General features: G+C 67.6%; 26 protein-coding genes, 6 tRNA genes and 2 riboswitches. Of the genes, 4 read left to right on the top strand and 28 right to left on the bottom strand.

Features of this window, described 5'->3' with window-relative positions:
* Positions 1–223: 223 nt before the first annotated feature.
* The 8 genes from lgt to hisI all read right to left on the bottom strand — a co-directional run bounded on the left by lgt (position 224) and on the right by hisI (position 7,620).
* A complete protein-coding gene (lgt, locus tag K254_RS21660; protein WP_051388787.1) occupies positions 224–1,327 on the bottom strand; it encodes a prolipoprotein diacylglyceryl transferase in 1,104 nt (367 codons plus the stop codon).
* Complete coding sequence (gene trpA, locus K254_RS21655) at positions 1,324–2,172, bottom strand: tryptophan synthase subunit alpha (protein ID WP_035748974.1); 849 nt, start codon at positions 2,170–2,172, stop codon at positions 1,324–1,326. The genes lgt and trpA overlap by 4 nt, the downstream gene beginning before the upstream one ends.
* Positions 2,169–3,614, bottom strand: coding sequence for a tryptophan synthase subunit beta (trpB, locus tag K254_RS0104110; protein ID WP_081710061.1), 1,446 nt, complete (start codon positions 3,612–3,614; stop codon positions 2,169–2,171). The genes trpA and trpB overlap by 4 nt, the downstream gene beginning before the upstream one ends.
* 69 nt (positions 3,615–3,683) lie before the next feature.
* Positions 3,684–4,502, bottom strand: coding sequence for an indole-3-glycerol phosphate synthase TrpC (trpC, locus tag K254_RS0104105; RefSeq protein WP_026554306.1), 819 nt, complete (start codon positions 4,500–4,502; stop codon positions 3,684–3,686).
* A 2-nt stretch (positions 4,503–4,504) separates the two neighbouring features.
* Positions 4,505–4,789, bottom strand: coding sequence for an HGxxPAAW family protein (locus K254_RS0104100; RefSeq protein ID WP_026554305.1), 285 nt, complete (start codon positions 4,787–4,789; stop codon positions 4,505–4,507).
* Positions 4,790–4,866: 77 nt separating this feature from the next.
* A complete protein-coding gene (locus K254_RS21650; RefSeq protein WP_051388785.1) occupies positions 4,867–5,490 on the bottom strand; it encodes a Trp biosynthesis-associated membrane protein in 624 nt (207 codons plus the stop codon).
* Positions 5,487–7,079: an anthranilate synthase component I gene (locus K254_RS0104090; protein WP_026554304.1), complete on the bottom strand. Its 1,593-nt coding sequence runs from the start codon at positions 7,077–7,079 to the stop codon at positions 5,487–5,489. Before K254_RS0104090 ends, K254_RS21650 begins: the two co-directional genes overlap by 4 nt.
* 64 nt (positions 7,080–7,143) lie before the next feature.
* A complete protein-coding gene (hisI, locus tag K254_RS0104085; protein ID WP_081709873.1) occupies positions 7,144–7,620 on the bottom strand; it encodes a phosphoribosyl-AMP cyclohydrolase in 477 nt (158 codons plus the stop codon).
* Positions 7,621–7,787: 167 nt separating this feature from the next.
* Here hisI and K254_RS0104080 point away from each other — a divergent pair, with 167 nt between their 5' ends.
* Positions 7,788–8,432: a TIGR03085 family metal-binding protein gene (locus K254_RS0104080; protein WP_026554302.1), complete on the top strand. Its 645-nt coding sequence runs from the start codon at positions 7,788–7,790 to the stop codon at positions 8,430–8,432.
* Between the two features lie 123 nt (positions 8,433–8,555).
* On the opposite strand, the gene hisF is transcribed toward K254_RS0104080, so the two are convergent.
* The 19 genes from hisF to K254_RS0103985 form a co-directional block, all read right to left on the bottom strand.
* Entirely contained in the window at positions 8,556–9,326 is a 771-nt protein-coding gene (hisF, locus tag K254_RS0104075) for an imidazole glycerol phosphate synthase subunit HisF (protein WP_026554301.1), read from the bottom strand.
* A 12-nt stretch (positions 9,327–9,338) separates the two neighbouring features.
* Entirely contained in the window at positions 9,339–10,184 is an 846-nt protein-coding gene (gene hisG, locus K254_RS0104070; RefSeq protein ID WP_026554300.1) for an ATP phosphoribosyltransferase, read from the bottom strand.
* 65 nt (positions 10,185–10,249) lie between these two features.
* Positions 10,250–10,513, bottom strand: coding sequence for a phosphoribosyl-ATP diphosphatase (locus K254_RS0104065; protein WP_026554299.1), 264 nt, complete (start codon positions 10,511–10,513; stop codon positions 10,250–10,252).
* Between the two features lie 170 nt (positions 10,514–10,683).
* On the bottom strand, positions 10,684–11,166 hold the full coding sequence (gene ribH, locus K254_RS0104060; protein ID WP_026554298.1) for a 6,7-dimethyl-8-ribityllumazine synthase: 483 nt from the start codon (positions 11,164–11,166) through the stop codon (positions 10,684–10,686).
* Positions 11,163–11,813 (bottom strand): GTP cyclohydrolase II, encoded by a 651-nt coding sequence (gene ribA, locus K254_RS21645; RefSeq protein WP_051388783.1) that lies wholly within the window; start codon positions 11,811–11,813, stop codon positions 11,163–11,165. Before ribA ends, ribH begins: the two co-directional genes overlap by 4 nt.
* Positions 11,810–12,397 (bottom strand): 3,4-dihydroxy-2-butanone-4-phosphate synthase, encoded by a 588-nt coding sequence (gene ribB, locus K254_RS0104050; RefSeq protein WP_081710059.1) that lies wholly within the window; start codon positions 12,395–12,397, stop codon positions 11,810–11,812. The genes ribA and ribB overlap by 4 nt, the downstream gene beginning before the upstream one ends.
* Positions 12,398–12,450: 53 nt before the next feature.
* The gene (locus K254_RS0104045) at positions 12,451–13,104 is read right to left on the bottom strand and encodes a riboflavin synthase (protein WP_026554296.1); all 654 of its coding nucleotides are present in this window, start codon (positions 13,102–13,104) and stop codon (positions 12,451–12,453) included.
* Complete coding sequence (ribD, locus tag K254_RS21640; RefSeq protein WP_051388782.1) at positions 13,105–14,244, bottom strand: bifunctional diaminohydroxyphosphoribosylaminopyrimidine deaminase/5-amino-6-(5-phosphoribosylamino)uracil reductase RibD; 1,140 nt, start codon at positions 14,242–14,244, stop codon at positions 13,105–13,107.
* Positions 14,241–14,966 (bottom strand): nicotinamide riboside transporter PnuC, encoded by a 726-nt coding sequence (pnuC, locus tag K254_RS0104035; RefSeq protein ID WP_026554295.1) that lies wholly within the window; start codon positions 14,964–14,966, stop codon positions 14,241–14,243. Before pnuC ends, ribD begins: the two co-directional genes overlap by 4 nt.
* A gap of 110 nt (positions 14,967–15,076) precedes the next feature.
* Positions 15,077–15,223: riboswitch (FMN riboswitch) on the bottom strand.
* A gap of 173 nt (positions 15,224–15,396) precedes the next feature.
* On the bottom strand, positions 15,397–16,071 hold the full coding sequence (gene rpe, locus K254_RS0104030; protein WP_026554294.1) for a ribulose-phosphate 3-epimerase: 675 nt from the start codon (positions 16,069–16,071) through the stop codon (positions 15,397–15,399).
* A gap of 2 nt (positions 16,072–16,073) precedes the next feature.
* A complete protein-coding gene (locus tag K254_RS0104025; protein WP_026554293.1) occupies positions 16,074–17,663 on the bottom strand; it encodes an RsmB/NOP family class I SAM-dependent RNA methyltransferase in 1,590 nt (529 codons plus the stop codon).
* The gene (gene fmt / locus K254_RS0104020; protein ID WP_026554292.1) at positions 17,660–18,580 is read right to left on the bottom strand and encodes a methionyl-tRNA formyltransferase; all 921 of its coding nucleotides are present in this window, start codon (positions 18,578–18,580) and stop codon (positions 17,660–17,662) included. The genes K254_RS0104025 and fmt overlap by 4 nt, the downstream gene beginning before the upstream one ends.
* Positions 18,577–19,146, bottom strand: coding sequence for a peptide deformylase (def, locus tag K254_RS0104015; RefSeq protein WP_026554291.1), 570 nt, complete (start codon positions 19,144–19,146; stop codon positions 18,577–18,579). The genes fmt and def overlap by 4 nt, the downstream gene beginning before the upstream one ends.
* A gap of 96 nt (positions 19,147–19,242) precedes the next feature.
* Positions 19,243–20,085, bottom strand: coding sequence for a hypothetical protein (locus K254_RS0104010; RefSeq protein ID WP_026554290.1), 843 nt, complete (start codon positions 20,083–20,085; stop codon positions 19,243–19,245).
* 147 nt (positions 20,086–20,232) lie between these two features.
* Positions 20,233–20,307 (bottom strand) — tRNA-Val (locus K254_RS0104005).
* Positions 20,308–20,375: 68 nt separating this feature from the next.
* Positions 20,376–20,447: transfer RNA gene (locus K254_RS0104000), tRNA-Gly, on the bottom strand.
* A gap of 86 nt (positions 20,448–20,533) precedes the next feature.
* Positions 20,534–20,605, bottom strand: a tRNA-Val gene (locus K254_RS0103995).
* 34 nt (positions 20,606–20,639) lie between these two features.
* Positions 20,640–20,713, bottom strand: a tRNA-Cys gene (locus tag K254_RS0103990).
* A 67-nt stretch (positions 20,714–20,780) separates the two neighbouring features.
* Positions 20,781–20,852 (bottom strand) — tRNA-Gly (locus K254_RS0103985).
* An 836-nt stretch (positions 20,853–21,688) separates the two neighbouring features.
* Between K254_RS0103985 and K254_RS0103980 the strand changes: the two genes are divergently transcribed.
* A tRNA-Val gene (locus tag K254_RS0103980) sits at positions 21,689–21,763 on the top strand.
* Positions 21,764–22,161: 398 nt separating this feature from the next.
* Here the strand turns inward: K254_RS0103980 and K254_RS0103975 are convergent.
* Complete coding sequence (locus K254_RS0103975) at positions 22,162–22,476, bottom strand: DMT family transporter (RefSeq protein WP_026554289.1); 315 nt, start codon at positions 22,474–22,476, stop codon at positions 22,162–22,164.
* A 10-nt stretch (positions 22,477–22,486) separates the two neighbouring features.
* Positions 22,487–22,558, bottom strand: a riboswitch (guanidine-III (ykkC-III) riboswitch).
* Between the two features lie 137 nt (positions 22,559–22,695).
* Here K254_RS0103975 and K254_RS0103970 point away from each other — a divergent pair.
* Positions 22,696–22,905 carry an antitoxin gene (locus K254_RS0103970; RefSeq protein WP_026554288.1) on the top strand — a complete coding sequence of 70 codons (210 nt, stop codon included), beginning with the start codon at positions 22,696–22,698 and terminating at the stop codon, positions 22,903–22,905.
* Between the two features lie 116 nt (positions 22,906–23,021).
* On the top strand, positions 23,022–24,308 hold the full coding sequence (locus K254_RS0103965; RefSeq protein WP_081709872.1) for a benzoate/H(+) symporter BenE family transporter: 1,287 nt from the start codon (positions 23,022–23,024) through the stop codon (positions 24,306–24,308).
* Positions 24,309–24,330: the final 22 nt, after the last annotated feature.

The following is a 24,330-nucleotide window of genomic DNA, read 5'->3' as shown; positions in this document are numbered from 1 at the left end:
CACGAGGCGGCCCGAGGATGGGTTCATTCGAATGCTTGGACAGCACCTGCACTACTTACTTAGAGGGTAGTGCAAAGCTGCCACCCCGCCACCGGGGCTGCTGACATTGAGTTCGTTCAGCAGCCGGTGGTGGCGGTTGAGCCACAACGGCGTGGTCTGCAGCGGACCACGGGCGGTAACCCATGGTCCTCTGCACTGCCCGCGGCCCAAGCGGCAGACCGTGCTACGGCTGCCCCTTTGATGTCGCATCGGGCCCGGAGCTGTTCTCATCTCCGGTATCGGCGAGATTATCACGCTGTGTCAGCTGCGTTACATTTTTCTGCAAAGTGTCCGCATGCTGGACACCCTCCTCGGAGGCCTGGATTTCTCCATTCGACTCTGCATTTCCGGCGTCGGTGGACCTTTGTGCATTTGTCTGAACAACCGGGGAATTTTGGTACTTTTTGAGCATGACCGAGTCATCGACGGAGCCACGCTTGACGAAGGTGAGCAGCAGGAAGACCACCAGGGCCCCCACGAACACCAGCAGGCTGGTCCAGACATTGAGCCGGGTGGTGATGCCGAAGAAGGTGATCTGCTCGGCATCGTCGATGCGCAGCAGCTCGATCCAGACCCGTCCGGCCGTGTAGATCATGGCGTACAGGGCAAACAGACGGCCGCGGCGGAAGCGGAACTTGCGGTCCAACAGCAGCAGCGCGGCCACGCCGGCCAGGTTCCAGACGGATTCGTAGAGGAACGTCGGGTGGAACAGCGTGTCCGGCGGCAGCCCCTGCGGGAAGTCCGCATTGCTCGGGTCCACCTGCAGGCCCCACGGCAGGGTGGTCGGTCCGCCGAAGAGCTCCTGGTTGAAGTAGTTGCCCCAGCGGCCGATGGCCTGGGCCAGCAGCAGGCCCGGTGCCGCGGCGTCAATGAACGACGACAGCTTCACACCAGCACGGCGGCAGCCGATCCAGGCGCCGACGACGCCGAGCACGACGGCGCCCCAGATGCCCAGGCCGCCCAGCCAGATCTGCGGAATCAACGCCAGGTTGCCGGTGCCGTCAAAGCCGGGGCCGAAGTAGGCATCCGGCGAGGAGAACACATGGTAGAGCCGGCCGCCGATGATGCCGAAGGGGATGGCCCAGATGGCGATGTCCCAGAGCGAACCCTCCGGCGCCCCGCGGCGGTTCCAGCGCACGCTGGTCAGCAGCAGGGCGGCAACGATGCCGGCCAGGATGCACAAGGCATAGGCATGGATCCGCAGCGGTCCCAGATCGAAGCCGGACCAGCTCGGGCTGGGAATGCTTGCGGGCAGGGCGGCGGCTGTCGCGGCCAGCAGACCGGTCACGCCGTGGCCGCCGTTCCGCCGGCAACGGCCGGTGCGAAGCCGGTGGCCAGTTCCTTGGTCAGTGCGGCCACTGCGGGGACTCCCCCGTCGCGCAGCGCGGCAACCAGGGCGGTGCCGACGATGACGCCGTCGGCGTAGGCGGCGATCTCGCGGACATGTTCGGGGCGGGACACGCCCAGCCCGACGCAAACGCGCTCGGCGCCGGCCTTGTGGGCGGCTGCCACCACGGCCTCGGCCGCGCTGGAGACGGAATCCCGGGCGCCGGTGACGCCCATGATGGACACCGCGTAGATGAAGCCGCGGCTGGCCTCGACGGTCATGGCCACGCGCTCGGGCGTGGAGGACGGCGCCACCAGGAAGACACGGTCCAGTCCGTACTTGTCCGAGGCGGCAAACCACTCTGCGGCCTCGTCCGGAATCAGGTCAGGGGTGATCAGGCCCGCGCCGCCGGCCTCGGCCAGGCGGCGGGAGAACTCGTCCACGCCCATGCGCATCACGGGGTTCCAGTAAGTCATCACGAGCACGGCGGCATCGGTCGCGGCGGTGATGCCGGCCACGACGTCGAAAACGCTCTCCACGCGGAAGCCCTTGGCCAGCGCCTCCACGGTGGCGGCCTGGATGACGGCGCCGTCCATGACCGGATCCGAGTATGGGATGCCGATTTCGATCAGGTCCGCACCGTTCTGGGCCATGGCGATGCCGGCGTCAATGGTGGACTGGACGTCCGGGTAGCCTGCGGGCAGGTACGCCACCAGGGCGGCACGGCCGGCGGCCTTGGCCCGGTCGATGGCGGCAGCGGACTTGCTGGCGACGGCCGGAGTGTTCTCCGGTGCTGTGGTGCTCATGCCTGTGCGTCCTCACTGTGCGCTGCGGGGCCCTTGTGGGCGCGGGTGGAAAGCGTGGTGCCCTTGACGTTGCCGTCCTCATCCAGCATGCCGAACCAATCGGCGGCCGTCTCCACATCCTTGTCGCCGCGGCCGGAGAGGTTGACGACGACGATGACGTCCTCGGGGTTCTCCTTGCCCTCGGTGAGCCGCTGGCCCACCTTGATGGCGCCGGCCAGGGCGTGGGAGGACTCGATGGCGGGGATGATGCCCTCGGTGCGGCAGAGCAGGCGGAAGGCCTCCATGGCCTCGGCATCGGTGATCGGCTCGTAGCTGACGCGGCCGATGTCGGAGAGGTAGGAGTGCTCCGGGCCGACGCCCGGGTAGTCCAGCCCCGCGGAGATGGAGTGCGACTCGATGGTCTGGCCATCCTCGTCCTGCATCAGGTACGAGCGGGCGCCGTGCAGCACGCCGGGGCGGCCGAGCGTGATGGTGGCCGCGTGCCGGCCGGTCTCCACGCCGTCGCCGCCGGCCTCAAAGCCGTAGATCTTCACCTCGGGATCATCCAGGAAGCCGTGGAAGATGCCGATGGCGTTGGAGCCGCCGCCGATGCAGGCGCAGACGGCGTCGGGCAGACGGCCTGTCTGGGCCAGGATCTGGCCGCGGGCCTCCTCGCCGATGACCTCGTGGAAGAAGCGCACCAGGGCAGGGAACGGGTGGGCGCCGGCGGCCGTGCCTAGCAGATAGTGGGTGGTGTCCACATTGGCGACCCAGTCGCGCAGGGCGTCGTTGATGGCGTCCTTGAGCGTCTGGGAGCCGTTGGTGACGGGAACCACCGTGGCACCGAGCAACTGCATGCGGGCCACGTTCAGAGCCTGCCGGCGGCAGTCCTCGGCACCCATGTAGACCACGCACTCCAGACCCAGCAGGGCTGCGGCGGTGGCGCTGGCAACGCCGTGCTGGCCGGCGCCGGTTTCGGCGATGACGCGGGTCTTGCCCATGCGCTTGGCGAGCAGTGCCTGGCCCAGCACATTGTTGATCTTGTGCGAGCCGGTGTGGTTGAGGTCCTCGCGCTTGAGGAAGATGCGGGCGCCGCCGGCGTGGGCGGAGAAGCGCTTGGCCTCGGTCAGCAGCGAGGGCCGGCCGGAGTAGTTCTTGTTCAGCTCGGCAACCTCGGCAAGGAACTCTGGGTCCACCTTGGCCTTCTCGAAGGTGTCCTCGAGCTCGTCCAGAGCAGCAATCAGGGATTCCGGCATCCAACGGCCGCCGTAGGAGCCGAAGTAGGGGCCGGGTGCGTGCTTCAGGCTTGCGGGCGCACCCTCGGCCCGGCCAGCTTCGGCCCTGCCCCCCGCCAGGAACGCGTCAACCGTTGCGGTCTCCGAAGTGCGCTCAGCTGGGTTCTCGCTCTTGATGTCCCCGTGGGAACCTTCGGCCTGAGACGAAGCTGCTGGCGTGCTGCCCATCAGTTCCACCGTCCTTTTCTGATTACTTGTGCATAAAAAGCCATTGACATGCGGTGGAGCCTGGTGGGGCTAGCGGGCGCTGATGGCCGCCGCTCCAGCCGCTTTGAACTCGTTGATCCGTTCGCGGGGTGTAGCGTCGCTGACGAGCGCCTCCCCCACCAGAATGGCGTTGGCGCCGCTGGCCGCGTAGTCGCGGACGTCGGCGGCATCGCGGACGCCGGATTCGGCGATGATGACGGCCTCGGCCGGAATGAGCCGGGCCAGCGGGGCGAAGACACCGCGGTCCACATCAAGGGTCTTGAGGTTGCGTACGTTCACACCAATCACCTTGGCGCCGACGGCGACGGCCCGGGAGACTTCCTCCTCGGTGTGGGTTTCCACCAGCACCGCCATGCCGAGCTCGTGGGCCAAGGCCAGGTACTCGGCCAGCTCTTCGCCACTGAGCGCCGCCACGATGAGCAGGATCAAATCCGCACCGTGGGCGCGTGCCTCCCAGATCATGTAGGGATCGCAGGTGAAATCCTTGCGCAGCAGCGGCACCTGCGGGTTGGCGGCGCGGACGGCGTCCAGATCCGCAAGGGATCCGCTGAAGCGGCGCTCCTCGGTCAGCACGCTGATGGCAGAGGCACCGCCGTCGGCGTACTGGCGGGCAAGGGCGGCGGGGTCCGCGATGCTGGCCAGATCACCCTTGGAGGGGCTGCGGCGCTTGACCTCGGCAATGACGCGCAGTTCGCTGCGGTCCGGATCCCCCACGCCAAGTGCGGCGTAGGCGTCCAGGGCCGGAGCGGTGGCGGCAACCTTCTCCTGCAATTGCGCGAGGCTGGTCTTGGCCCGGCGTTCCTGAAGGTCCTCTTTGACCCCCGCAATGATGTCGTCGAGGACGCTCATGCCTAGTGTCCGGTGTTCTTCAGCTTGCTGCCGCCCACACCGTAGCCGGCGGCGCGCAGCACCAGGCCGAGGATGAGGCCGACCACCATGACGCCGATGCCCACAATGAACAGGACGGTGGCGTCGACGCCGATCACGAAGGCGATGCAGCTGACGAGGGCGCCGATCAGCATGACGGCTACACAGGTCCATGCGGCCGGGCTGTTTCCGTGGCCCAATTCGCCGTTGTGGACCTCAAGTGCCGTGCTGGAGGCAGGCGTGGTCTGGGTAGCAGTCTTGTTGCTCATGATGAATCTCCCTTTGATGCGGATACTGCAATACATTCTGCCATTAGTGGTCCCCTCGGACCGAAACGCGGTCCCGGTCAGGACGTGGGGTCTTCACCCCTGCTGAGCCTGTCCCACTGTTCAATATCATCCAGCGGTTCCGCAGGCCCCTCGGCCGCTCCGCCGCCGGCCTGGGTGGCGTCCGTCGCGGCGGCACCCACCGTGGTTTGCGGCGTGTCGTATTTGCTCCGGGTCCGCCATCCGCGGCCGGCAATGATGATCGCCACGGCGGTGGCCGCGAGGACGACGGCGGCCACGACGGCCAGGACCGGGAAGATGGTGGTGCTGGCGTTGATCTGCTGCCCGATGACGCCGGTGGCGGTGCCGACAGGGCCCGAGGCAGCGGCTGCCGGGTCCAGGACCACGCCGAGCGAGGCGGCGGCAATGCCCACGGCACTCAGGCCAACGATGGCACCGGCCACGACGCGGGCCACCTTGCCGGCAATGGACGCCGCGAGCGATCCGGCCAGGGCGACAAGCGCCAGGGCGGACACGGCGACGGCGGCCTTGGAGCCGGCAACGTTCAGATCCGCCTGCTGGACCTCGCCCTGGGCCAGGTCAATGTGCAGCCAGGTCTGGGTGGTGGTGCCAAAGACGGCCAGCGCTGCGGCGACGGCCAGCATCACCAGCGTCGACTTGCGGGCGTACCACTTCTGCGTCACAGGACACCGCCGGCGGCCGGGACGGCGTCGGCACCAGGAGCAGGGCCGCCGGCGTGGACGGCCAGATTGCGCAGGGAAGCGGCCTTGTGGACGGCGCGCAGCGGAGCCGCAGCCTTGTTCACGGTTTCCAGGGCCTCGGTCTCATTGACCGAATCGGCCACGATCCCGCCGCCGGCCTGGACATAGGCCCGCCCATCGCGCAGCAGGGCGGAGCGGATGGCAATGGCCATGTCCATGTCGCCGGCGAAGTCCAGGTAGCCCACCACGCCGCCGTAGATGCCGCGGCGGTGCGGTTCCAGCTCGTCCAGCAAACGCAGCGCGCGCGGCTTGGGCGCGCCGGAGAGCGTGCCGGCGGGGAAGGTGGCAGCCAGCACGTCGTAGGCGCTGGCGTTCGGGGACAGCGTTCCCACCACGGTGGACACCAGGTGCATGATGTGGCTGAAGCGCTCAATCTCCATGAACTGGGTGACGTCCACGGTGCCGGGCTCGCAGACCTTGGAGAGGTCGTTGCGGGACAGATCCACCAGCATCAGGTGCTCGGAGCGTTCCTTGGCGTCGGCCAGCAGCTCGGCGGCCAGGTCCTTGTCCGTCTCCACCGTCTTGCCGCGCGGCCGGGAGCCGGCGATCGGGTGCGTGATGACCTCATCGCCCGTGACGGTGACCAAGGACTCCGGCGAGGAACCGACGATCGAGTACGGGCGCCCGTCGGCGTCTTCAAAGCTGAAGAGGTACATGTACGGGCTGGGGTTGGTGTTGCGCAGAATCCGGTAGACATCCAGTGCGGAAGCGTCGCACTCCATTTCGAAGCGGCGCGAAATCACCACCTGGAAGACCTCGCCGTCGACGATGGCCTCCTTGCCGCGGTCCAGGGCTGCCATGTACTCGGACTCGTCCCAGCGCTCACGCACGCGCTCGGCGAAGGTCGCCGCCTGCTCCACCAGAATGGACACGGGCTGGGCGACGGCGGTGCTGACCGTCTCCAGCATCGCGTTCACGCGGGCAACGGCGTCGTGCCAGGCGTCGTCGACGTTGTCCTCGGTGCCGTTGAAGTTGATGGCGTTGGCGATCAACATCACCGAGCCCTCGGCATTGTCGTGCACGGCCATGTCCGAGACCAGGTTCATGGCCAGCTCGGGCAGCTGCAGATCGTCCTCGGGCGGGGAGAGGAGCTTTTCCCAGTGGCGCACGGATTCCCAGCCGACAAAGCCCACCAGTCCGGATGTGAAGGGCGGCAGGCCCTCGAAGCGCTCGGTGGCCAGCACCTCCAGGGTGCGCCTCATGGCCTCCACCGGGTTGCCCTCCACCGGCACACCGGCGGGCGGGGAGCCCTGCCAGTAGGCGCCGCCGTCGCGCGTGGTCAACGTGGCGCTGGAGCGCACGCCGATGAACGAGTAGCGCGACCAGACACCGCCCACCGCTGCGGACTCCATCAGGAAGGTGCCGCTCTGGCCGGCGGCCAGCTTGCGGTATAGGCCGATGGGGGTCTCCGCATCGGCAAGAACCTTCAAGTGCACGGGCACCACACGGCGGGTGCGGGCAATCGTGCGGAATTCCTCAAGGGTGGGGCTGATGACGCCTAGATCCTGCATGAAATGGGTATCTTTCCTTCAAGAGTGCTGCGGGGGCCAATCGGGCGGGGCTGGGCCGGAATTCTCAGGTGGCGGGGCGGGAACCCTCGACGGCGGCCAGCGAGCGTCCGTCGAAACAGGTGTGCGTGCCGGTGTGGCAGGCGGCGCCGACCTGGTCCACGCGGACCAGCAGGGCGTCGCCGTCACAGTCCAGAGCCACGCTCTTGACGAACTGCATGTGCCCGGACGTATCGCCCTTGCGCCAATACTCCTGGCGGGAGCGGGAGTAGAAGGTCACCCGCCCGGTGCTCAGGGTCCGGCGGAGTGCCTCATCGTCCATCCAGCCCAGCATCAACACCTCGTTGCTGTCGTGCTGCTGGATGATCGCGGCAACCAGGCCGGCGGCGTCATGCTTGAGCAGCGCGGCGACGTCGGCGGGAAGAGCCACCGGCCCGTGGCCGGAGGACTGCAGGCCGGACGGCTGCAGGCCGGAGGGTCCAGTGGATGCCGCGGCCTCATCGTGGGCGGCGGACGGAGACTCGGTGCTGGGAACGCTTTGCATCAGTGCAATTCTAGTGCCACGACGGGGTGCGCCCGGCATCGGTGAAGTGGTCAGGCCAAGGGCGGCCGCCGGCTCCGCCGCGCTCCACCGTTCAGGGACACGCGGGAGGCAGAATGCGGCGGTTCAAAGTGCCCCAAGGAGCTGATTGCGTGCTAATTTCACAAGTGATGCATTTTGTAGATCCTTCCCGCGAAGTCCTTGCCGAAACCCTGCTTGCCGCCGGGCCGGGAGCAGACACGCTCTGCACCGGGTGGCTGACCCAGGAGCTGGCCGCCCACCTCTACCTGCGTGAGCGCAGCGCCAAGGTGGGCATGGGTCTGCTCTTCAAGCCGTTGAGCAAGGTCTCCGAGAAGGCCACCACCAGATTGGCCGAGGCGTCGAGCACGCCCGCGGCCTACACGGCCCTGGTGGAGAAATTCCGGGCGGGCCCCTCCGGCTTCTCCCCCATGAAGCTGAAGGCGCTGGATGAAAGCGCCAACCTCATCGAATACTTTGTCCACACCGAGGACATCCGCCGCGCCACGGACCGCTGGGCGCCGCGTGCCCTGGACGCCGCCTACTCGAACGCCCTGTGGAACGAGCTCGTCAAGCGGGCCGCCATTCTGTACCGCGGCGTGGATCTGGGCATTGTACTGGTGCGCCCCTCCGGACCGCGGCATGTGGCCAAGCGCGCCCCCGTCTCCGTGGCCATCATCGGCGAGCCGGGCGAGCTGCTGATGCACGCCCACGGCCGCACCGGCCACTCGCTGGTGTCCTTCGAGGGCCAGCAGGACGCCGTCGCCCTCCTCCAGACCGCAGAAGTCGGGCCGTAACCCTCCTACACCGCACCCGGTCTCGACAAGCTCGACCACCGAGGCTCGCGAAAAAGCAGGTGGGGACAGTGTTCTTGAAAAACACTGTCCCCACCCGCTTTTTCGCGTTAAGCCGTGATGCTGCTAGCGGACCTCGTAGCCGGCGTCGCGGATGGCTGCCTTGACCTGGGCGATGGCATCGCTGGGGCCAAAGTGGAACACGGAGGCGGCCAGCACGGCATCGGCCCCAGCGGCCACGGCCGGCGGGAAGTGCGCCGGCTCGCCGGCGCCGCCCGAGGCGATGATCGGCACGTGGACTGCCGCGCGGACCAGGCGGATGAGCTCCAGATCGAAGCCCTCCTTGGTGCCGTCAGCATCGATGGAGTTCAACAGGATCTCCCCCACGCCACGGTCCGCGGCCTCGCGGGCCCAGGCAATGGCGTCGATGCCGGTGCCCTGGCGGCCGCCATGGGTGGTGACCTCAAAGCCCGACGGCGTGTGCCCCTCGCGGGTGCGCCGCGCGTCGACGCTCAGCACCAGAACCTGGGAGCCGAACTGCCGGGTGATCTCATTGATGACATCCGGGCGGGCAATGGCAGCGGTGTTGATCGATGCCTTGTCCGCACCGGCGCGCAGCAGCGTGTCCACATCCTTCACGGCGCGGACACCGCCGCCCACCGTCAGCGGGATGAAGACTTCCTCCGCGGTGCGGGCCACCACATCAAAGGTGGTCTGCCGGTTGCCGGAGGATGCCGTGACGTCCAGGAACGTCAGCTCGTCGGCGCCGGCCAGATCGTAGCGGCGCGCCAGCTCCACCGGATCCCCGGCGTCGCGCAGGTCCTGGAACTTGACGCCCTTGACCACGCGGCCGGCGTCGACGTCCAGGCACGGAATGACTCGGATTGCTACACCCATGGTGTTCTCCTCCTAGATGCGGCAGGCGTGGATGCTGCTGACCAGAATGGCCCGGGCACCCAGATCGTAGAGCTCATCCATGATCCGGTTGGTGTCCTTCTTGGGCACCATGGAGCGTACGGCCACCCAGTCCGAATCCCGCAGCGGGGACACCGTGGGCGATTCCAGCCCGGGGGTGAGCGCAGCGGCGGCGTCCACGAGGTCCTTGCGGACGTCGTAGTCGACCAGCACGTACTGGCGTGCCACGAGCACACCCTGCAGGCGGCGGATCAGCACGTCCAGACCGACCGGTGCCTCGGTGCCGCGGCGCCCGATCAGCAGGGCCTCGGACTTGAGGATCGGCTCGCCGAAGATTTCCATGCCGGCGGCCTTGAGCGTGTTGCCGGTTTCGACGACGTCGGCAATGGCGTCGGCCACGCCCAGACGCACGGAGGATTCCACGGCGCCGTCGAGGCGGACCACCTTGGCCGAGATGCCCAGGCCGTCAAGGTAGTCGCGCAGCAGGCCGTCGTAGCTGGTGGCCAGGCGCTTGCCGGCCAGCTCGTGCACGGAGCCGAACTCGCCGACGGGCCCGGCGAAGCGGAACGTGGAGGCGGCGAAGCCCAGCGGCAGCAGCTCCTCGGCTTCCACCTGGGCATCCAGCAGCAGGTCGCGGCCGGTGATGCCCACGTCCAGAGTGCCGGAGCCTACATAGACGGCAATGTCGCGGGGGCGCAGGAAGAAGAATTCAATGTCATTGTCCGGGTCGACCATGACCAGTTCGCGGGTGTCGCGGCGCTGGCGGTATCCGGCCTCGGCCAGCATGGCGGAGGCGGCTTCGGACAGGGAGCCCTTGTTGGGGACGGCAACTCTCAGCATTAGTGTTCTTTCGGATCGATTAGGGATGTCTTGACGGGGTGTACAGCTTCGGCCACTGGCAGTGGCTAGAGATGCTTGTACACGTCCGGCAGCGTCAGCCCCTTGGCGATCATCAATACCTGGAGGTGGTAGAACAGCTGGGAAATCTCCTCGGCCGTGGCTTCATCCGATTCATACTCGGCAGCCATCCAGACCTCGGCAGCTTCCTCAACCACTTTCTTGCCAATGCCGTGGACGCCGGATTCAAGTTCGGCGACGGTACGGGAACCGGCTGGCCGCGCCGCGGCCTTCTCGCTCAGTTCAGCAAACAGGGATTCGAAGGTTTTCACGCCCCAAGCCTACTTGCTTTGCCCACTGGAGCTTGAACCGGGTCCGGTTTATGGACAAACAGCAGCCAAATTCCCGGTGCAGCGCCGAGGGCCGGGCCGGTCAATGCGGCCCGGCCCTCGGCGCAGCTGTGGTGCCGCTGGGAAGCGGCTGCGGTGCGGCTGGGTTCCCGTTAGGGTGCGGCGAAGAGCAGCGCCGTGGCCAGCGCGGCCGAGGTGGCCTCGTAGCCCTTGTCCTCAACGGAGCCGGGCAGGCCGGCGCGGTCGAGGCCCTGCTGCTCGGTGTCGCAGGTCAGCACGCCAAAGCCCACCGGGATGCCGGTGCGGATGCTGACCTCGGTCAGGCCCATGGTGGCGGCCTGGCAGACGTAGTCGAAGTGCGGGGTTCCACCGCGGACCACCACACCCAGGGCGACGACGGCGTCGTACTCCCCCGCCAGCCGCGCGGCGGCGACGGGCAGCTCGAAGCTTCCCGGCACCCGCAGCACGGTGGGCTCGGCAATGCCGGCATCCGTGGCGGCGCGCAGGGCGCCGTCGAGCAGTCCGTCCATGATCTGGGTGTGCCAGCTGGCGGCAACAATGGCCAATCGCAGCTTGGACGTGCGGGCCTGCTGCTCGTCGGTGAATCCGATGGTGGGTGCTCCGTGGCCGCTCATTCGTTGGGTCCTTCCGTGGGGGTTGTGGTGGGCAGGGACAGGCTGTGGTTCATCCTGTCCCTTTTGGTTTGCAGGTAGCGCAGGTTTTCCATCCGCGGGGCGACCTCGGTGGCGACCATGGCCACCACCTCGATGCCGTGCCGGGACAGATGGTGGTGCTTGAGCGGGTTGTTGCTCAGCAGCCGGATGGAGGACAGGCCCAGCTGGTGCAGAATGTCCGCGGCGGCGGCGTAGTCCCGCGAATCCACGGGAAGCCCCAGCTGCTCATTGGCCTCCACGGTGTCCGCGCCGCCTTCCTGCAGGGCGTAGGCAGCCAGCTTGTTGGCCAGGCCAATCCCCCGGCCCTCGTGGCCGCGCAGGTAGACAAGGGTGCCGCCCTGCTCCTGGATCCTGGCCAGGGCGTACTCCAACTGCTCGCCGCAATCGCAGCGGTAGGAGCCGAAGACATCCCCGGTGAGGCATTCGGAGTGCAGCCGCACCAGCGGCGGCTCCGCCTCGTATCCGGCCGGCGCGGGGGCGCTGACGCTCATGTGCTCCGTGCCGTTGGCCGGGTCGCTCCAGGCCTGGGCCGCGAAGGTGCCCAGCGGGGTGGGCAGCTGGACCACCGGACCACCGACGACGGCCGTGGTGGTGTTGCGGGTGCTCATGCCGAGGCTCCGTCCCGTGTTTGGAGGTGGATGATCAGATCGGCGATGGACACCAGCGGGCAGCCGTGTTCATCGGCGAAGGCCCGCAGCGCCGGCAGGCGCATCATCGTACCGTCGTCGTGGACCACCTCGGCGATGACCCCGACGGGTTCGCAGCCGGCCAGGACAGCCAGCTCGACGGCGGCCTCCGTGTGTCCGGGGCGCTGGCGGACGCCGCCGGGCACGGCGCGCAGCGGGAAGATGTGACCCGGCCGGGTCAGCTGGCCGGGCGTGGCGGCGGGGTTCGCCAGGATCCGCGCGGTCAGTGCGCGGTCGGCGCCGCTGATGCCGGTGCTGACGCCCTCTGCCGCATCGCAGGAGACGGTGTAGGCGGTGCCCTTGGCATCCTGGTTGACCGCCACCATCGGCGGCAGGCCCAGGGCATCGGCCCGCTCGCCGGTCAGCGGCACGCAGACCACGCCGGAGCTGTAGCGGATGGTCCAGCCCATCAGGGCCGGGGTGCTGTGCTGGGCGGCGAAGATGATGTCGCCCTCGTTCTCGCGGTCCTCGTCGTCGACCACCAGGACGGGGCGGCCGGCGGCCATGGCCGCCACGGCGTCCTCGACGCGGTCCAGCACAATGACGGCTGTTTCGGTGCTCACTTGGCCTCCTCCTGTACGGATGCTGCGGCGGCCGGCTGCGCCGCGAACGCCAGCAGGCGCTCGGCGTACTTGGCCAGCACATCCACCTCAAGGTTGACGCCGCCGCCGATGGCCTTGGCACCCAGTCCGGTTTCCGCCAGCGTGGTGGGGATCAGCCCCACTTCGAACCACGGCTCCGGCTCCGCGGCGGGGCTCACGGCAGTCACCGTGAGGGATACGCCGTCGACGGCGATGGAGCCCTTCTCGGCGATGTAGCGGGCCAGCGGGGCCGGGACGGAGAAGCGCAGGCGCTCCCACTTGCCGAGGTTTTCGCGTTCCAGCAGTGCACCAACGCCATCCACATGGCCCTGGACCACATGCCCGTCCAGCCGTCCACCGGCGGGCACGCAGCGCTCCAGGTTCACCGGGTCGCCTGTGCGGAGCGCGCCGGTGGTGGTGCGCAGCAGGGTCTCCCCCATCACATCCACCTGGACCATGCGGCCGTGGATGGCCGTGGCGGTCAGGCAGACCCCGTTGACGGCCAGTGAGCCGCCCAGTTCCAGTCCCTCAAGGGTGGTGCCTGCGCTCAGCAGCAAGGTGGCGCTGTCCTGGGCAGGGTCGGCGTCAACACTGACGATGCGGCCCTGTTCGGCGATGATTCCGGTAAACATTCAGTGTCCTTCTTCGGTGGTGGTGGCGGCCGCGGGGGCCGGGGTCAGTGTGAGTTTGAGGTCCAGGCCAAGCAGCTGCGGTCCGCCGGCTGCGGCGTCCCACCGCCAGCGTTTGGCCTCGGACAATGTGCCAATGCCCAGATCGGCCAGCGCCGGAAGGCCGGCACCGATCAAGGTCGGAGCAAGATAGATGATGAGTTCGTCCACCAGGTCATCGGCGAGGAAGGCCGCAGCCACACGGGAGCCGCCCTCCACCATCAGATGTCCGACGCCGTGGCCCGCCAGCAGGCGCAGCGCCTGCCTCGGCGAGCGGGTGCGCAGGGCCAGGAAGCCGCCGCCGGCACCCTCTTGAACGGCGCCACCGTCGTGGGTTCCGCCGTGGTTCCCGGTGCGCACGGCGGCACCGGCGGGTGTGTCCCGCAGCCCCAGCACCACGCGCAGCGGCTGCCTGGCGGCGGGCCCGCCATCGGCGGCGCGGGCGTTGAGCCGGGGGTTGTCCACCAGCACCGTTTCCGTGCCCACCAGGATCGCATCCACCCGGCTGCGGAGGGCATGGCCATCGGCCCGGGACTCCGCCGAGGTGATCCATTGGCTGGTGCCATCCGCCGCGGCAATCCGGCCGTCCATCGACTGGGCCAGCTTCAGGGTCACAAACGGACGCCCGGCCCGGGCGGCGGCGAACCAGCGGCCGTTCAATTCCTCGGCGGCGGAACCCAGCAGCCCGGTGCGGACCTGGACCCCGGCGGCGCGCAGGCGCTCGGCGCCGCCGGCCGCGGGAAGGTGCGGATCGGCCACGGCGTAGACCACATTGCCAATCCCGGCGTCGAGGATGGCCTGGGCGCAGGGGCCCGTGCGGCCTTGGTGGTTGCAAGGCTCCAGCGTGACCACCATGGTGGCACCGGCCGGATCGGCCAGTCCGCCGGCGGCACGCAGGTTCGCCAGGGCATCGGCCTCGGCATGGGCTGTGCCCGCCCCGCGGTGGTGGCCCGTGGCCAGGGTGCGGCCCTCGGCGTCGAGGACGATGGCGCCCACGAGCGGGTTCGCGCCCCGGGGCCCACGGGCCGCCAGGGCGAGCGCCTCCTCCATCGCGGCCGTTTCGGCGGCGGAGAAGAGGTCTGCCAGTTCAGTAGCTGCGCTCATCGGCTCGGGCTCGCTTCGGGAAGGGCGGTGCCGGAGGCGGCCTCGGCGTTCTGGTTGCGCACCCGCCACCAGATGAAGAATCCGGTCAGGGTGAAGGCGCCGTAGAAGATGTACATGAAGGCCGAGGCGTAGTAGCCGGCGCTGAAGAGCAGCGGCACGCCCACCAGGTCAACCGCCACCCAGATGAGCCAGAATTCCACCCAGCCCTTGGCCATGCCGTAGGTGGCCAGCAGCGAGCCCATGAAGATCCAGGCATCGGCCCACACCGGCGGGTACGAGCCCAGGGCATTGAAGATGGGGGTCAGGATGGCGGTGCCGGCCACCATGGACACGACCAGCAGGATGCGTGCCCGGGTGGAGGCCCAGCGCGGCTGGACGGCCACACCGTGGGAATCAGCACCCTGTGAATCCGCTCCATGCGAGCCGGACTGTGCCTGCTTCCAGCGCTGCCAACCATAGATGGAGACGGCAATGAACATGATCTGCCGGCCGGCCTGGCCGAGCAGATTGGCGTACACGGGCGATCCGAAGACCGATCCCATGAAGACCGTGAAGAGCAGGACATTGCCGATGATGCCAATGGGCCAGGCCCAGACTTTTCGGCGCATGCCGCCCAGTGCGCTGGCGAGGCCAAACGCATTTCCCAGCACCTCGCGCCAGAGCAGGAATCCGCCGCCGGCGAATTCAAGTTTGGCGTCAAAGAGCCACCGCAGGAAGTCCATCGTTACTTACCTTTCCGAAGACAGCGATGGCTCCGGGGGTAACGACAGACAGGACCGCGCCCATGAAATGGGTGCCGCAAAGGGCGCCCAGACCATGGCAGGCCATGACTGTACGTGCTTCTCCCATCCAGACTTTAACTGTCGGTACTGGAATTCCACCAGTTCAACCGTCCACCCCACACTGTTGCCAGCGTGGTGCGTGCGGGTCGCGGACTATAACCGCCGGTTCGGACTTACACCGACCCCGGAGCACGTTAGTACAAAATCATTATGCCACTGCCAACACAGCAGTTTCCAAAGTTATTCCATGGAAGTAACAGAAGGCCTCCATAGCCATTTCAGAACCATCTGCGGATGCGGCAGAGCCCGGCGGCCGTGGCCGCCGGGCTCTGCCGGTTCATGCATCAGTTCGCGGGGCGTTCGACGCGGGTCAGCCCAGGCTGGACTGACCCTTGGTGCGCAGGGCCTCGATCGCGGCGGCCGGATCGGCGGCGCCGTAGACGGCGGATCCGGCAACAAAGATGCTGGCACCGGCCTCGGCGGCCCGGGTGATGGTCTCCTCGGTGATGCCGCCGTCCACCTGGATGGCCACCGCAGCACCGGAGCCGTCAATGGCGGCGCGGGCGCGGCGGATCTTGGGCAGCACCACGTCCAGGAAGGACTGGCCACCGAAGCCCGGCTCCACCGTCATCAGCAGCAGCATGTCCAGCTCGGAGAGCATGTCCAGATAGGGCTCCACCGGTGTGGCGGGCCGCAGGGCCATGCCGGCCTTCGAGCCGCGGGCGCGCAGTTCACGGGCCAGCTTGATCGGCGCGTTGGAGGCCTCCACGTGGAAGGTCACGCTGTGCAGCCCGGCGTCGGCGTAGGACGGCGCCCAGCGGTCGACGTCGGCGATCATCAGGTGGGCGTCGATCGGCACAGGGCTGACCTGCGCGATGCGCTCCACCACCGGCAGGCCGATGGTCAGGTTCGGCACAAAGTGGTTGTCCATGACATCCACGTGCACGGCGTCGGCCTTGGCGATCCGGGCCAGCTCCGCCTCAAGGTTGACGAAATCGGCGGAGAGGATGCTGGGGTTGATGCAGCAGCGGGAATTGGCGGTCATATTTAGGCTTTCTTCCGGAACAGGGCCATGAACATGGCATCGGTCTGGTGCAGGTGGGGCCACAGCTGGGCCGTCTTGTTGTGGCCGGACTTCAGTCCCCCGGCCTGGGCCACCGATTCAAGCACGACGGAATCCAGCGCCTCGCCGGCGTCGAGCAGTTCGAGGTCCTTGTGGCGGCGCATGACATCTTCGACGACGGCGCTGGTCTCGGCCGGGTGCGGCGAGCACGTCACATAGGCCACCACACCGCCGGGCTTGACGGCCGCCAGGGCCGATTCGAGCAGCTCACGCTGCAGCGGTCCAAGTTCTGCCACGTCGGAGAGCTTGCGGCGCCAGCGGGACTCCGGGCGGCGGCGCAGCGCGCCCAATCCGGTGCACGGCGCGTCAACCAGGATGCGGTCGAAGGCCTGGGGCTGTTCGGTGCCGATCTCGCGGCCGTCGCCGGTGCGCACGGTCCAGACATCGCGCGGCACGGCCACCAGCGCCTGGGACACCAGCTTGGCGCGGTGTGGTGCCGGCTCGTTGGCCAGCAGCGTGGCGCCCGACTGCGCAGCCAGGGCGGCCAGCAGGGAGGCCTTGCCGCCGGGGCCGGCGCACAGATCCAGCCAGCGTTCGCCGTCGTCGGTTGAAGCGGTGGTGTGGACCGGGGCGGCGGCCAGCGCGCGGGCCACCAGCTGGGAGCCGACATCCTGGACGCGGACGCTGCCCTCGCGGACACCGGCCAAGCGGCCCGGATCGCCGCCGGAGGACAACGCGGAATCGGCCACCAGCGGACCCGGCGTGAACCCCTCCGCCAAGGCCTCGTCCAAATCGCCCAGGCCGGGCAGCGCCACCAGGTTCACCACGGGCGCGGCGTTGTCCGCCTCCAGCAGTGCCGTGATCTCCGAGACGTCGCGGCCGTGGCCCACCAGGGACTGGCGCAGGGCGCGCACAATCCACTCCGGGTGCGCGTGCTCAATGGCGGCCACCTTGACGGCGTCGGTCTGGCCCTCGGTCAGCTGCGCAATCCAGGTGGGCAGATCCTGGGCCGAGACCTTGCGCAGCACGGCGTTGATCAGGGCCGACGGTCCGGCACCGATGACGGCGCGGGCCAGGCCCACTGTCTGGTCCAGGGCCGCGTGGGCCGGGACGCGCATGGCCACCAGCTGGTGCACGCCCAGGCGCAGGGCATCCAGAATGGCCGGGTCCAAATCCTTCAACGGACGGTCCACACAGCGGGCCAGAATGGCATCGTAGGTGCCCTGGGCGCGCAGTGCGCCGTAGCTCAGCTCCGTCGCGAAGCCGGCATCGCGACGGTCCAGACGGTGGGCGCGGATCCGGGCGGGCAGCACCAGGTTGGCGTAGGCGTCCTCACCGGACACCGCGCGGAGCACCTCGAACGCTACGAGCCGCGCGGGATCCGCCGCACGCGTGCGCTGCCCGGGGGCCGCTGCGGTGAAGCTGCGCGAGGTGCTGCGGTTGCGCTCACGCCCGGAGGCATCGCGCCGCTTGGTGCCGCCTCCGCCGCCCCTGCCGGCGTTGCCGGGGCTGCCGCCCTGGCCACTGTTGCCGCCTTGGCGGTCATCGCCGCGGCCGCCCGTCGAGCTGCTCATTCAAACACCACATCTTCCTTTGTTGCCAGGCCTCGCGCCCAGTCCACTGCCTTCATAGCTTTTTTGCCCGCCGGCTGGACCTCGCCCAGCTGCACGGCGTGCGATCCGGTGCCCACCAGCACGGCCTTCGGCTCAAAGAGCAGCCGGCCGGGTGCCAGGGATTCGATGTCCGGGCGCAGGGCCACGGGCCCCACCTTGAAACGCTGCCCCGCCAGCACCGTCCAAGCGCCGGGTTCGCTCGTGACGCCGCGGACGCGGCGGTCGATGCCGTGGGCCGGACGGCTCCAGTCAATGTGCCCATCCTCCAACCCCAGCTTGGGGGCCAGCGTGATCTCGCCACTCTGCGGAACGGCCGCCACCATGCCGGACTCGATGCCGGTCAGGGTCTGGGCCAGCAGCACGGCGCCGCTGTGCGACAGCCGATCCAGCAGCACGGTGCTGGTGTCCGTGGGCAGGATGGACTCGGTCATCACGCCGTAGACGGGGCCGGTGTCCAGGCCGGCCTCCAGCAGGAACGTCGAGGCCCCCGTGACATCGTCGCCGTTGATCACGGAATGCTGGACGGGGGCTGCGCCGCGCCAGGCGGGCAGCAGGGAAAAGTGCAGATTGATCCAGCCATGCTTGGGGATGGCCAGGGCGGCCGGCGGAATGATGGCGCCGTAGGCCACGATGGCCGCCACATCCGGGTTCACCTCCGAGATGGCTGCGCGGGCGTCGTCGTCGATCCTGTCCGCCTTGATCACCGGGATGCCCAGCTCGGCGGCGCGGACGGCAACCGGCGACGGCGTGAGCACGCGCTTGCGGCCAATCGGCGCGTCGGGGCGGGTCAGGACGGCGACGACGTCGAAGCCACCGGAGACGAGCACATCAAGGGACGGCACGGCCACGGAGGGCGTGCCGGCAAAAAGAACCTTCACGCACTGGCTCCCAGGGTGGTGCCGAAGCTGGAACCGACCGTCTGGGCGCGCTTGGCAGCGGTCCGGGCGGTGACGGAATCATAGTTCGCATTGCGGATGGACTGCAGGGCGCTCTTGCGGTCCTCGCCCTCCAGCCGGTCCACGTACAGCTTGCCGTTGAGATGGTCCGTCTCATGGACAAAGCAGCGGGCCAGCATGCCGGTCGCCTCCATGTCCACGGGCTTGCCGTGCATGTCCACGCCCGTCAGGCGCACCCAGCGCGGCCGGCGGACCTTGAAGCCCAGGCCGGGGACGGACAGGCAGCCCTCGGCACCGTCGGGCTGGAAGTCATCACTGGCATCCAGCACGGGATTGACCACGTGGCCGCTCACGCCGTCCACGGAATAGGTGAACACCCGCTTGCCCACACCGATCTGCGGGGCGGCGAGGCCGGCACCCTGGACGTCAATCATGGTTTCCATCATGTCTTCGATCAGCTTTGCCAGCTCGGGACCGAATTCGGTGACTTCCTCGGCTGCTGTCCGAAGCACCGGGTCGCCGATGATGCGAATACTCAGGATGGCCATGCCGGTGTACCTCACTTTGGAATTGGCTGGGCGGACCGCTTCCGCGGCGCGCTACTGCTTGGCTCCCTAGTCTAGTTGTCCCGGCCTCCGGCGGCTCTACTGCGCCGGGGGTGAAATGGGGAACAGTGCCTGGCCGGCACCGCCTGCCTCCTTGGACGTCTGCCACACGCGGCGCAGGGCACAGAACTTGAACCAGTGGTATTTCAGCACCTCCGGATTGGCGCGCATGGCCCGCACCTCCGTTTCACCGATGGCCACGCCCAGCAGGATGGGATCCTGGCCGTACTTCCACTGCTCCCAGGTGCCGGCGGCGGCGTCGACGATGGACTCCTCGGCCTTCATCCCCGCCACCAGCTGCATGACCACCTTGTCATCAAGCGGTTTGACCGATCCGTTGCGGTCCGTCCCCTTGGTCTTGTAATCGATCAGGCAGAGCCGTCCACCGATGGTCGCGACCAGGTCCAACGTGCCTGCGTAGCCCACCTCCTTGTTCCACACCGTCAACTCGGGAGCCACGGGCTTGACCTGGTATTCCTTCCACCACGCGTCGAACTGGGCGGCGAAGCCCTCCTCGCCATTCTTCGCGAGCACATCGCGGGCCTCCTGCAGCTGGTGGCCAAGCCCCAGCTCACGCAGCGACACTTGCTCGCAGTAGTTGTGCACCCGGTCCCCGCGGGCGGCCGCGGCATCGCGGAACTGCTCGGCGGCATTGCTGGACTCCCGCACCAGGGTGCGCAGCTGGCCGGGGCTGGAGGCGGCGTCGGCCAGTTTGGGATGCTTCGCCATGGCTGTGGCGGCCATGTAGCCGATCCACCCGTCCAGGGTGTTGGCCTGCTGGCCGATCACCGTGGTGATGGAGGGAACCTCGGGGGCCTCCGTCAGCGAGCGGGCGTACATCCGGCCAAAATCAGTGGAGTGGGCCAAAGCGGGGCTAGTCATGGCTCAACTATTCCACTAGCCCCCGACACGCATCCAAACGCTCCCGGGGTCAAGCCGGCCAGGTGGGATCCGCCGTCGGGCTGCAACGCCGTCGCAGTTAAACACGGAAGGGAACCACCATGATGGCGGTTCCCTTCCGTGCATTCTTGGTGGGCGATACTGGGATCGAACCAGTGACCTCTTCCGTGTCAGGGAAGCGCGCTACCGCTGCGCCAATCGCCCAGAACGGGTTTCCCCGCCTGTGCAAAACTGCCGGACCCCAAGGAGTCCGGCAGCTTTGGTTGCATGCGAGCGGATGACGAGATTCGAACTCGCGACCCTCACCTTGGCAAGGTGATGCTCTACCACTGAGCCACATCCGCATGTTGTTGCTGTACTACTTTACCCGATTCAACACTCGATAACCAATCGAGCACCGGGTTCAACGTTGGACTTGCGTCCAGTTGAGTGGGCGATACTGGGATCGAACCAGTGACCTCTTCCGTGTCAGGGAAGCGCGCTACCGCTGCGCCAATCGCCCATTTTGCAATGGGATTTGCAAACCACCAAGAGTCTGGAGGTGGGAACGGGATTCGAACCCGTGTACACGGCTTTGCAGGCCGTTGCCTCGCCTCTCGGCCACCCCACCGTGTCAGCGTCCTGCATGTTGCATCCATTGGATACTACACGCAAGAACACCAATACAGTGTTCTGCGAGCGGATGACGAGATTCGAACTCGCGACCCTCACCTTGGCAAGGTGATGCTCTACCACTGAGCCACATCCGCAGAAGGAACGCTTGGCCCCGGTTTCTTTCGAACCGGGCCGCTGTGTTCCTTGCGTTGAAAACTGTACCCGACCATTTCCCGAACCACCAAATCGGCGGCCATCCAGGTGCCTGGCGGAGGCGGAGAAACCGCCCCGATCCCAGCATTGGCGCGGATTTTGCCCAACGCCGAACGAACTACAACGGTGTGATTCGATGGCCATTTCCGGCCAAAACCACACAATTTGGCACAAATTGCTTTTGTTGCCTGCGCCACATTCCCGCAATACCGCTTTCCCCGCTGGTTTGACCTTGGCCCCGCTGGTCGAGCCTGGGCCCTCGGCCGCGAGGGGCCCGCGGCGAGCTTGTGAGCTGTGGGAGCGGCTGGGGAACGAGACCTGGTGACACTGACGCATGCCCGCCGGCGACGTCGAATCCCTTCCAGGACGCAGTAACAGTCGCATCCTGGGCGGGGAACTGCGTCATGACCGCAGCCGCGCCCCTGGGTCTCGACAGGCTCGACCGACGGTGTCCCCGGCCGCCGTCGGCCAAGGAAGGTCTCGGCTTCACTCGACCAACGAATCGAGCCAGCAGCTGTGGCGGGTTTGCGGCGACGGAACCCGCCACAACTGCCGTGTCGATCTGAGAAGGGGACGACGACGGCGCACGGTTCCCCACTCTCGCGCCCATCGGGCTGCGGACCCACTCGCCCAGATGCAGGGCGCGGACGATTTCACTGCAAACTGGGGGCTTTCCGCGCCGATTATGCACTTCGGAAAGTTTCGTTTATGCTTTTTGAGCACGCAGGAACGGCAGGCATCACGCGGTGCAAAGGTGAATGTCCTACTACGTTTCTATGGGCGATTGGCGCAGTGGTAGCGCGCTTCGTTCACACCGAAGAGGTCACTGGTTCGAACCCAGTATCGCCCACCAACAAGAAAGTCCCTCTGAACAGCAGAAACGCTGTCCAGAGGGACTTTTTCGTTGCCTCAAACCCGTTTCGGGCAGGTGCACCGCTGAGGATGCCGTTAATCGGTTGGGGCCTAGGCATCAACCGGGCGGGGCCCCGGCGCCGTCCCGATCGACTCCATCCCCCGCAGCATGAGGCACGTCTGGTGCCTACCCTCTGCCATGGGAGCAATTGGAAAAGGCCAAAAGAATTCTGGTGTCGTCACGGGCATTCCTCACCCATTGCCCCGGCATGATGCGGATGCAGCCATGCCCCGGCGAGGGTCGTGGTTTTCCGCCGTACCTTGTCTTCGGAGTCGAGCCACCGATGGATGGGGCCGCGCCACCAGAATTGCGATCGAACGGCCGCCACCGGCACAGCTCTAGTGCAGCACCTTAAGGCCAATAACGCAGCCGACAATCCCCAGAACGAGCAGGATCTTCACCAGGGATACAGTCTCGGTACCCGTGGCCATGGCGTATCCGACCGTCAGCGCCGCGCCAATCCCCACCCAGACGGCATAGGACGTGCCCACGGGCAGCGTCCGCATCGCCCACGCGAGGCCGGCCATGCTGGCCACAATGGACACCGCAAAAACGATGGTGGGGCCAACCTTGGTGAAGCCGGCACTCTTGCCCAGCGCTGTGGCCCATACGGCCTCGAGCAACCCGGACACAATCAAAACGATCCACGCCATGACAAACCTCCCCACGCCGTCTTGTCGCTGTCCGGGTACGGCGCACCTCGTCCGGGGTGCCTGCTGGCTATTCAAGCATTCCACATTTCTCCGCGGCTGGCAGTTAGCTGCGACACACCCCAAATTCACCTCCTTGAGACCCTTGGCGGGCATGGAAACCGGGGTTAGGATCACTGGTGTTGGAGCAAAATGGCTCCGCCGGACGAAGGGAGGTGCCTGTTGTCTATTTTTGACGACATCAAGGGCAAGGCCGAAGAGCTGATCCACGGCCACGAGGACGTAGTCAAGGACGGCATCGAAAAGGTTGGTGACTTCATCGATGACAAGACCGGTGACAAGTTCAAAGACCAGATCGACGGCGCCCAGAGTGCGGCCTCCAACTTCGTAGACGGCGTTGCCGGCGAAGCAAAGCCGGAGGATCCGGCCTAGGAGCCTTGCCCTAAGAATTGCGTCAGAGGACGCCGGTACTGCCGAGAGGCGGAACCGGCGTTCTTGCACTTAAACGGCGTTCTTGAACTTAAACGATCAGTACGAAAGAAGCATCCATGCACCACAGCGCCCATTCGGCCGCCGATCCAGCCGACGCCGTCGACGCAGCAACCCGCCCTGAGCACCACCATCCCGCCGATCGTGGCATCTCCCGCCAAGTGGTCGCGGGAATCGTCACAGCGCTGGTGGGTTTCACGTCGTCGTTCGCGGTGGTGCTCGCCGGGCTCAAGGCCGTGGGTGCCACCGATGCGCAGGCGGCCTCGGGGTTGCTGGCGTTGACCCTCACCTTTGGGCTGGGCGTGCTGCTGCTGTCCTGGCGCAGCCGCGTGCCCGTCACGCTGGCCTGGTCCACACCGGGGGCCGCGCTGCTGGTGAGCACTGGAATGGTCGACGGCGGCTGGCCGGCCGCCGTCGGCGCGTTCCTGGCCGTGGGGGCCATGATCGTGCTCACCGGGCTGGTGCCGGCGCTGGGCAGCCTGATCGGCAGGATTCCGGTGGCGCTGGCGCAGGCCATGCTGGCCGGTGTGCTGCTCTCGCTTTGTCTGGCCCCGTTCAAATCCCTCGGTTCCACTCCCCTATTGGTTGCACCTGTCATCATCAGTTGGCTGGTGGTGATGAAGCTCGCCTCGCGCTGGGCCGTCCCGGTGGCTCTCGCCGTGGCCCTCGCCGTCATCGGCATCTACCTTGGCGCGACGGGGGCCAGCCTCGCGGGCGCCCCGCTCCTGCCGGCCCTGGTGTGGACGACGCCGGCGCTGAGTCTGCAGGCGCTGGCCGGCATTGCCCTGCCGCTGTTCATCGTCACCATGGCCTCGCAGAACATCCCGGGTGTGGCGGTGCTGAAGTCCTTTGGCTTCACCACGCCGTGGCGCTCGTCCATGGTGGTGACGGGAGTGGGCACCATGGCCGGTGCGCCGTTTGGCGGGCACGCCATCAATCTGGCGGCCCTCAGCGCGGCCCTGGCGGCGGGCGAGGAGGCCGGACACGACCCCAAGCGGCGGTGGATCGCCGCGTTCAGCTCCGGCTGGGCCTATCTGGTGCTGGCCGCGACGTCGGCGGCGCTGGTGAGCCTGGTGGCTGCGGCTCCGGCGGGGCTGGTGGAGGCGGTGGCGGGCCTGGCGCTGCTGGGCACCATGGCCTCGGCCATTGCCGCGGCCCTGCAGGACCCGCACGAGCGCATTGGCGCCATCGTCACGTTCCTGATGGCGGCGTCGGGCCTGAGCTTCGGCGGCATCGGTGCGGCCTTCTGGGCGCTGCTGGCGGGCCTGCTGGTGCGCTGGCTCCTCACCAGCCGCCGCAAGGCGCCGGTGCATTCAGCCCGGCAGGACGCCGAGGCCGCTTCCTGATGATGGACGCCCCGCTGTGTGA

Origin of the sequence: Arthrobacter sp. 35W (genome assembly GCF_000482545.1) — a bacterium.
GTDB lineage: Bacteria > Actinomycetota > Actinomycetes > Actinomycetales > Micrococcaceae > Specibacter.
The sequence above is the reverse complement of the archived record's forward strand: the minus strand, read 5'-3'. Positions and strand labels throughout refer to the sequence as shown.

Excerpts from the sequence above, each read along its gene's own strand:
- trpA (WP_035748974.1), bottom strand. The coding sequence starts at position 2,172 with ATGAGCACCACAGCACCGGAGAACACTCCGGCCGTCGCCAGCAAGTCC.
- hisG (WP_026554300.1), bottom strand. The coding sequence starts at position 10,184 with ATGCTGAGAGTTGCCGTCCCCAACAAGGGCTCCCTGTCCGAAGCCGCC.
- ribB (WP_081710059.1), bottom strand. The coding sequence starts at position 12,397 with ATGGCCGCCGGCCGCCCCGTCCTGGTGGTCGACGACGAGGACCGCGAG.
- ribD (WP_051388782.1), bottom strand. The coding sequence starts at position 14,244 with ATGAGCGCAGCTACTGAACTGGCAGACCTCTTCTCCGCCGCCGAAACG.
- K254_RS0104100 (WP_026554305.1), bottom strand. The coding sequence starts at position 4,789 with ATGAGCAACAAGACTGCTACCCAGACCACGCCTGCCTCCAGCACGGCA.
- ribH (WP_026554298.1), bottom strand. The coding sequence starts at position 11,166 with ATGAGCGGCCACGGAGCACCCACCATCGGATTCACCGACGAGCAGCAG.
- K254_RS0104010 (WP_026554290.1), bottom strand. The coding sequence starts at position 20,085 with ATGACTAGCCCCGCTTTGGCCCACTCCACTGATTTTGGCCGGATGTAC.
- K254_RS0104080 (WP_026554302.1), top strand. The coding sequence starts at position 7,788 with ATGCATTTTGTAGATCCTTCCCGCGAAGTCCTTGCCGAAACCCTGCTT.
- trpB (WP_081710061.1), bottom strand. The coding sequence starts at position 3,614 with ATGGGCAGCACGCCAGCAGCTTCGTCTCAGGCCGAAGGTTCCCACGGG.
- hisI (WP_081709873.1), bottom strand. The coding sequence starts at position 7,620 with ATGCAAAGCGTTCCCAGCACCGAGTCTCCGTCCGCCGCCCACGATGAG.
- trpC (WP_026554306.1), bottom strand. The coding sequence starts at position 4,502 with ATGAGCGTCCTCGACGACATCATTGCGGGGGTCAAAGAGGACCTTCAG.
- ribA (WP_051388783.1), bottom strand. The coding sequence starts at position 11,813 with ATGAGCACCCGCAACACCACCACGGCCGTCGTCGGTGGTCCGGTGGTC.
- K254_RS0104045 (WP_026554296.1), bottom strand. The coding sequence starts at position 13,104 with ATGTTTACCGGAATCATCGCCGAACAGGGCCGCATCGTCAGTGTTGAC.
- K254_RS0103965 (WP_081709872.1), top strand. The coding sequence starts at position 23,022 with ATGCACCACAGCGCCCATTCGGCCGCCGATCCAGCCGACGCCGTCGAC.
- K254_RS0104025 (WP_026554293.1), bottom strand. The coding sequence starts at position 17,663 with ATGAGCAGCTCGACGGGCGGCCGCGGCGATGACCGCCAAGGCGGCAAC.
- pnuC (WP_026554295.1), bottom strand. The coding sequence starts at position 14,966 with ATGGACTTCCTGCGGTGGCTCTTTGACGCCAAACTTGAATTCGCCGGC.
- K254_RS0104090 (WP_026554304.1), bottom strand. The coding sequence starts at position 7,079 with ATGCAGGATCTAGGCGTCATCAGCCCCACCCTTGAGGAATTCCGCACG.
- rpe (WP_026554294.1), bottom strand. The coding sequence starts at position 16,071 with ATGACCGCCAATTCCCGCTGCTGCATCAACCCCAGCATCCTCTCCGCC.
- K254_RS0103975 (WP_026554289.1), bottom strand. The coding sequence starts at position 22,476 with ATGGCGTGGATCGTTTTGATTGTGTCCGGGTTGCTCGAGGCCGTATGG.
- hisF (WP_026554301.1), bottom strand. The coding sequence starts at position 9,326 with ATGGGTGTAGCAATCCGAGTCATTCCGTGCCTGGACGTCGACGCCGGC.
- def (WP_026554291.1), bottom strand. The coding sequence starts at position 19,146 with ATGGCCATCCTGAGTATTCGCATCATCGGCGACCCGGTGCTTCGGACA.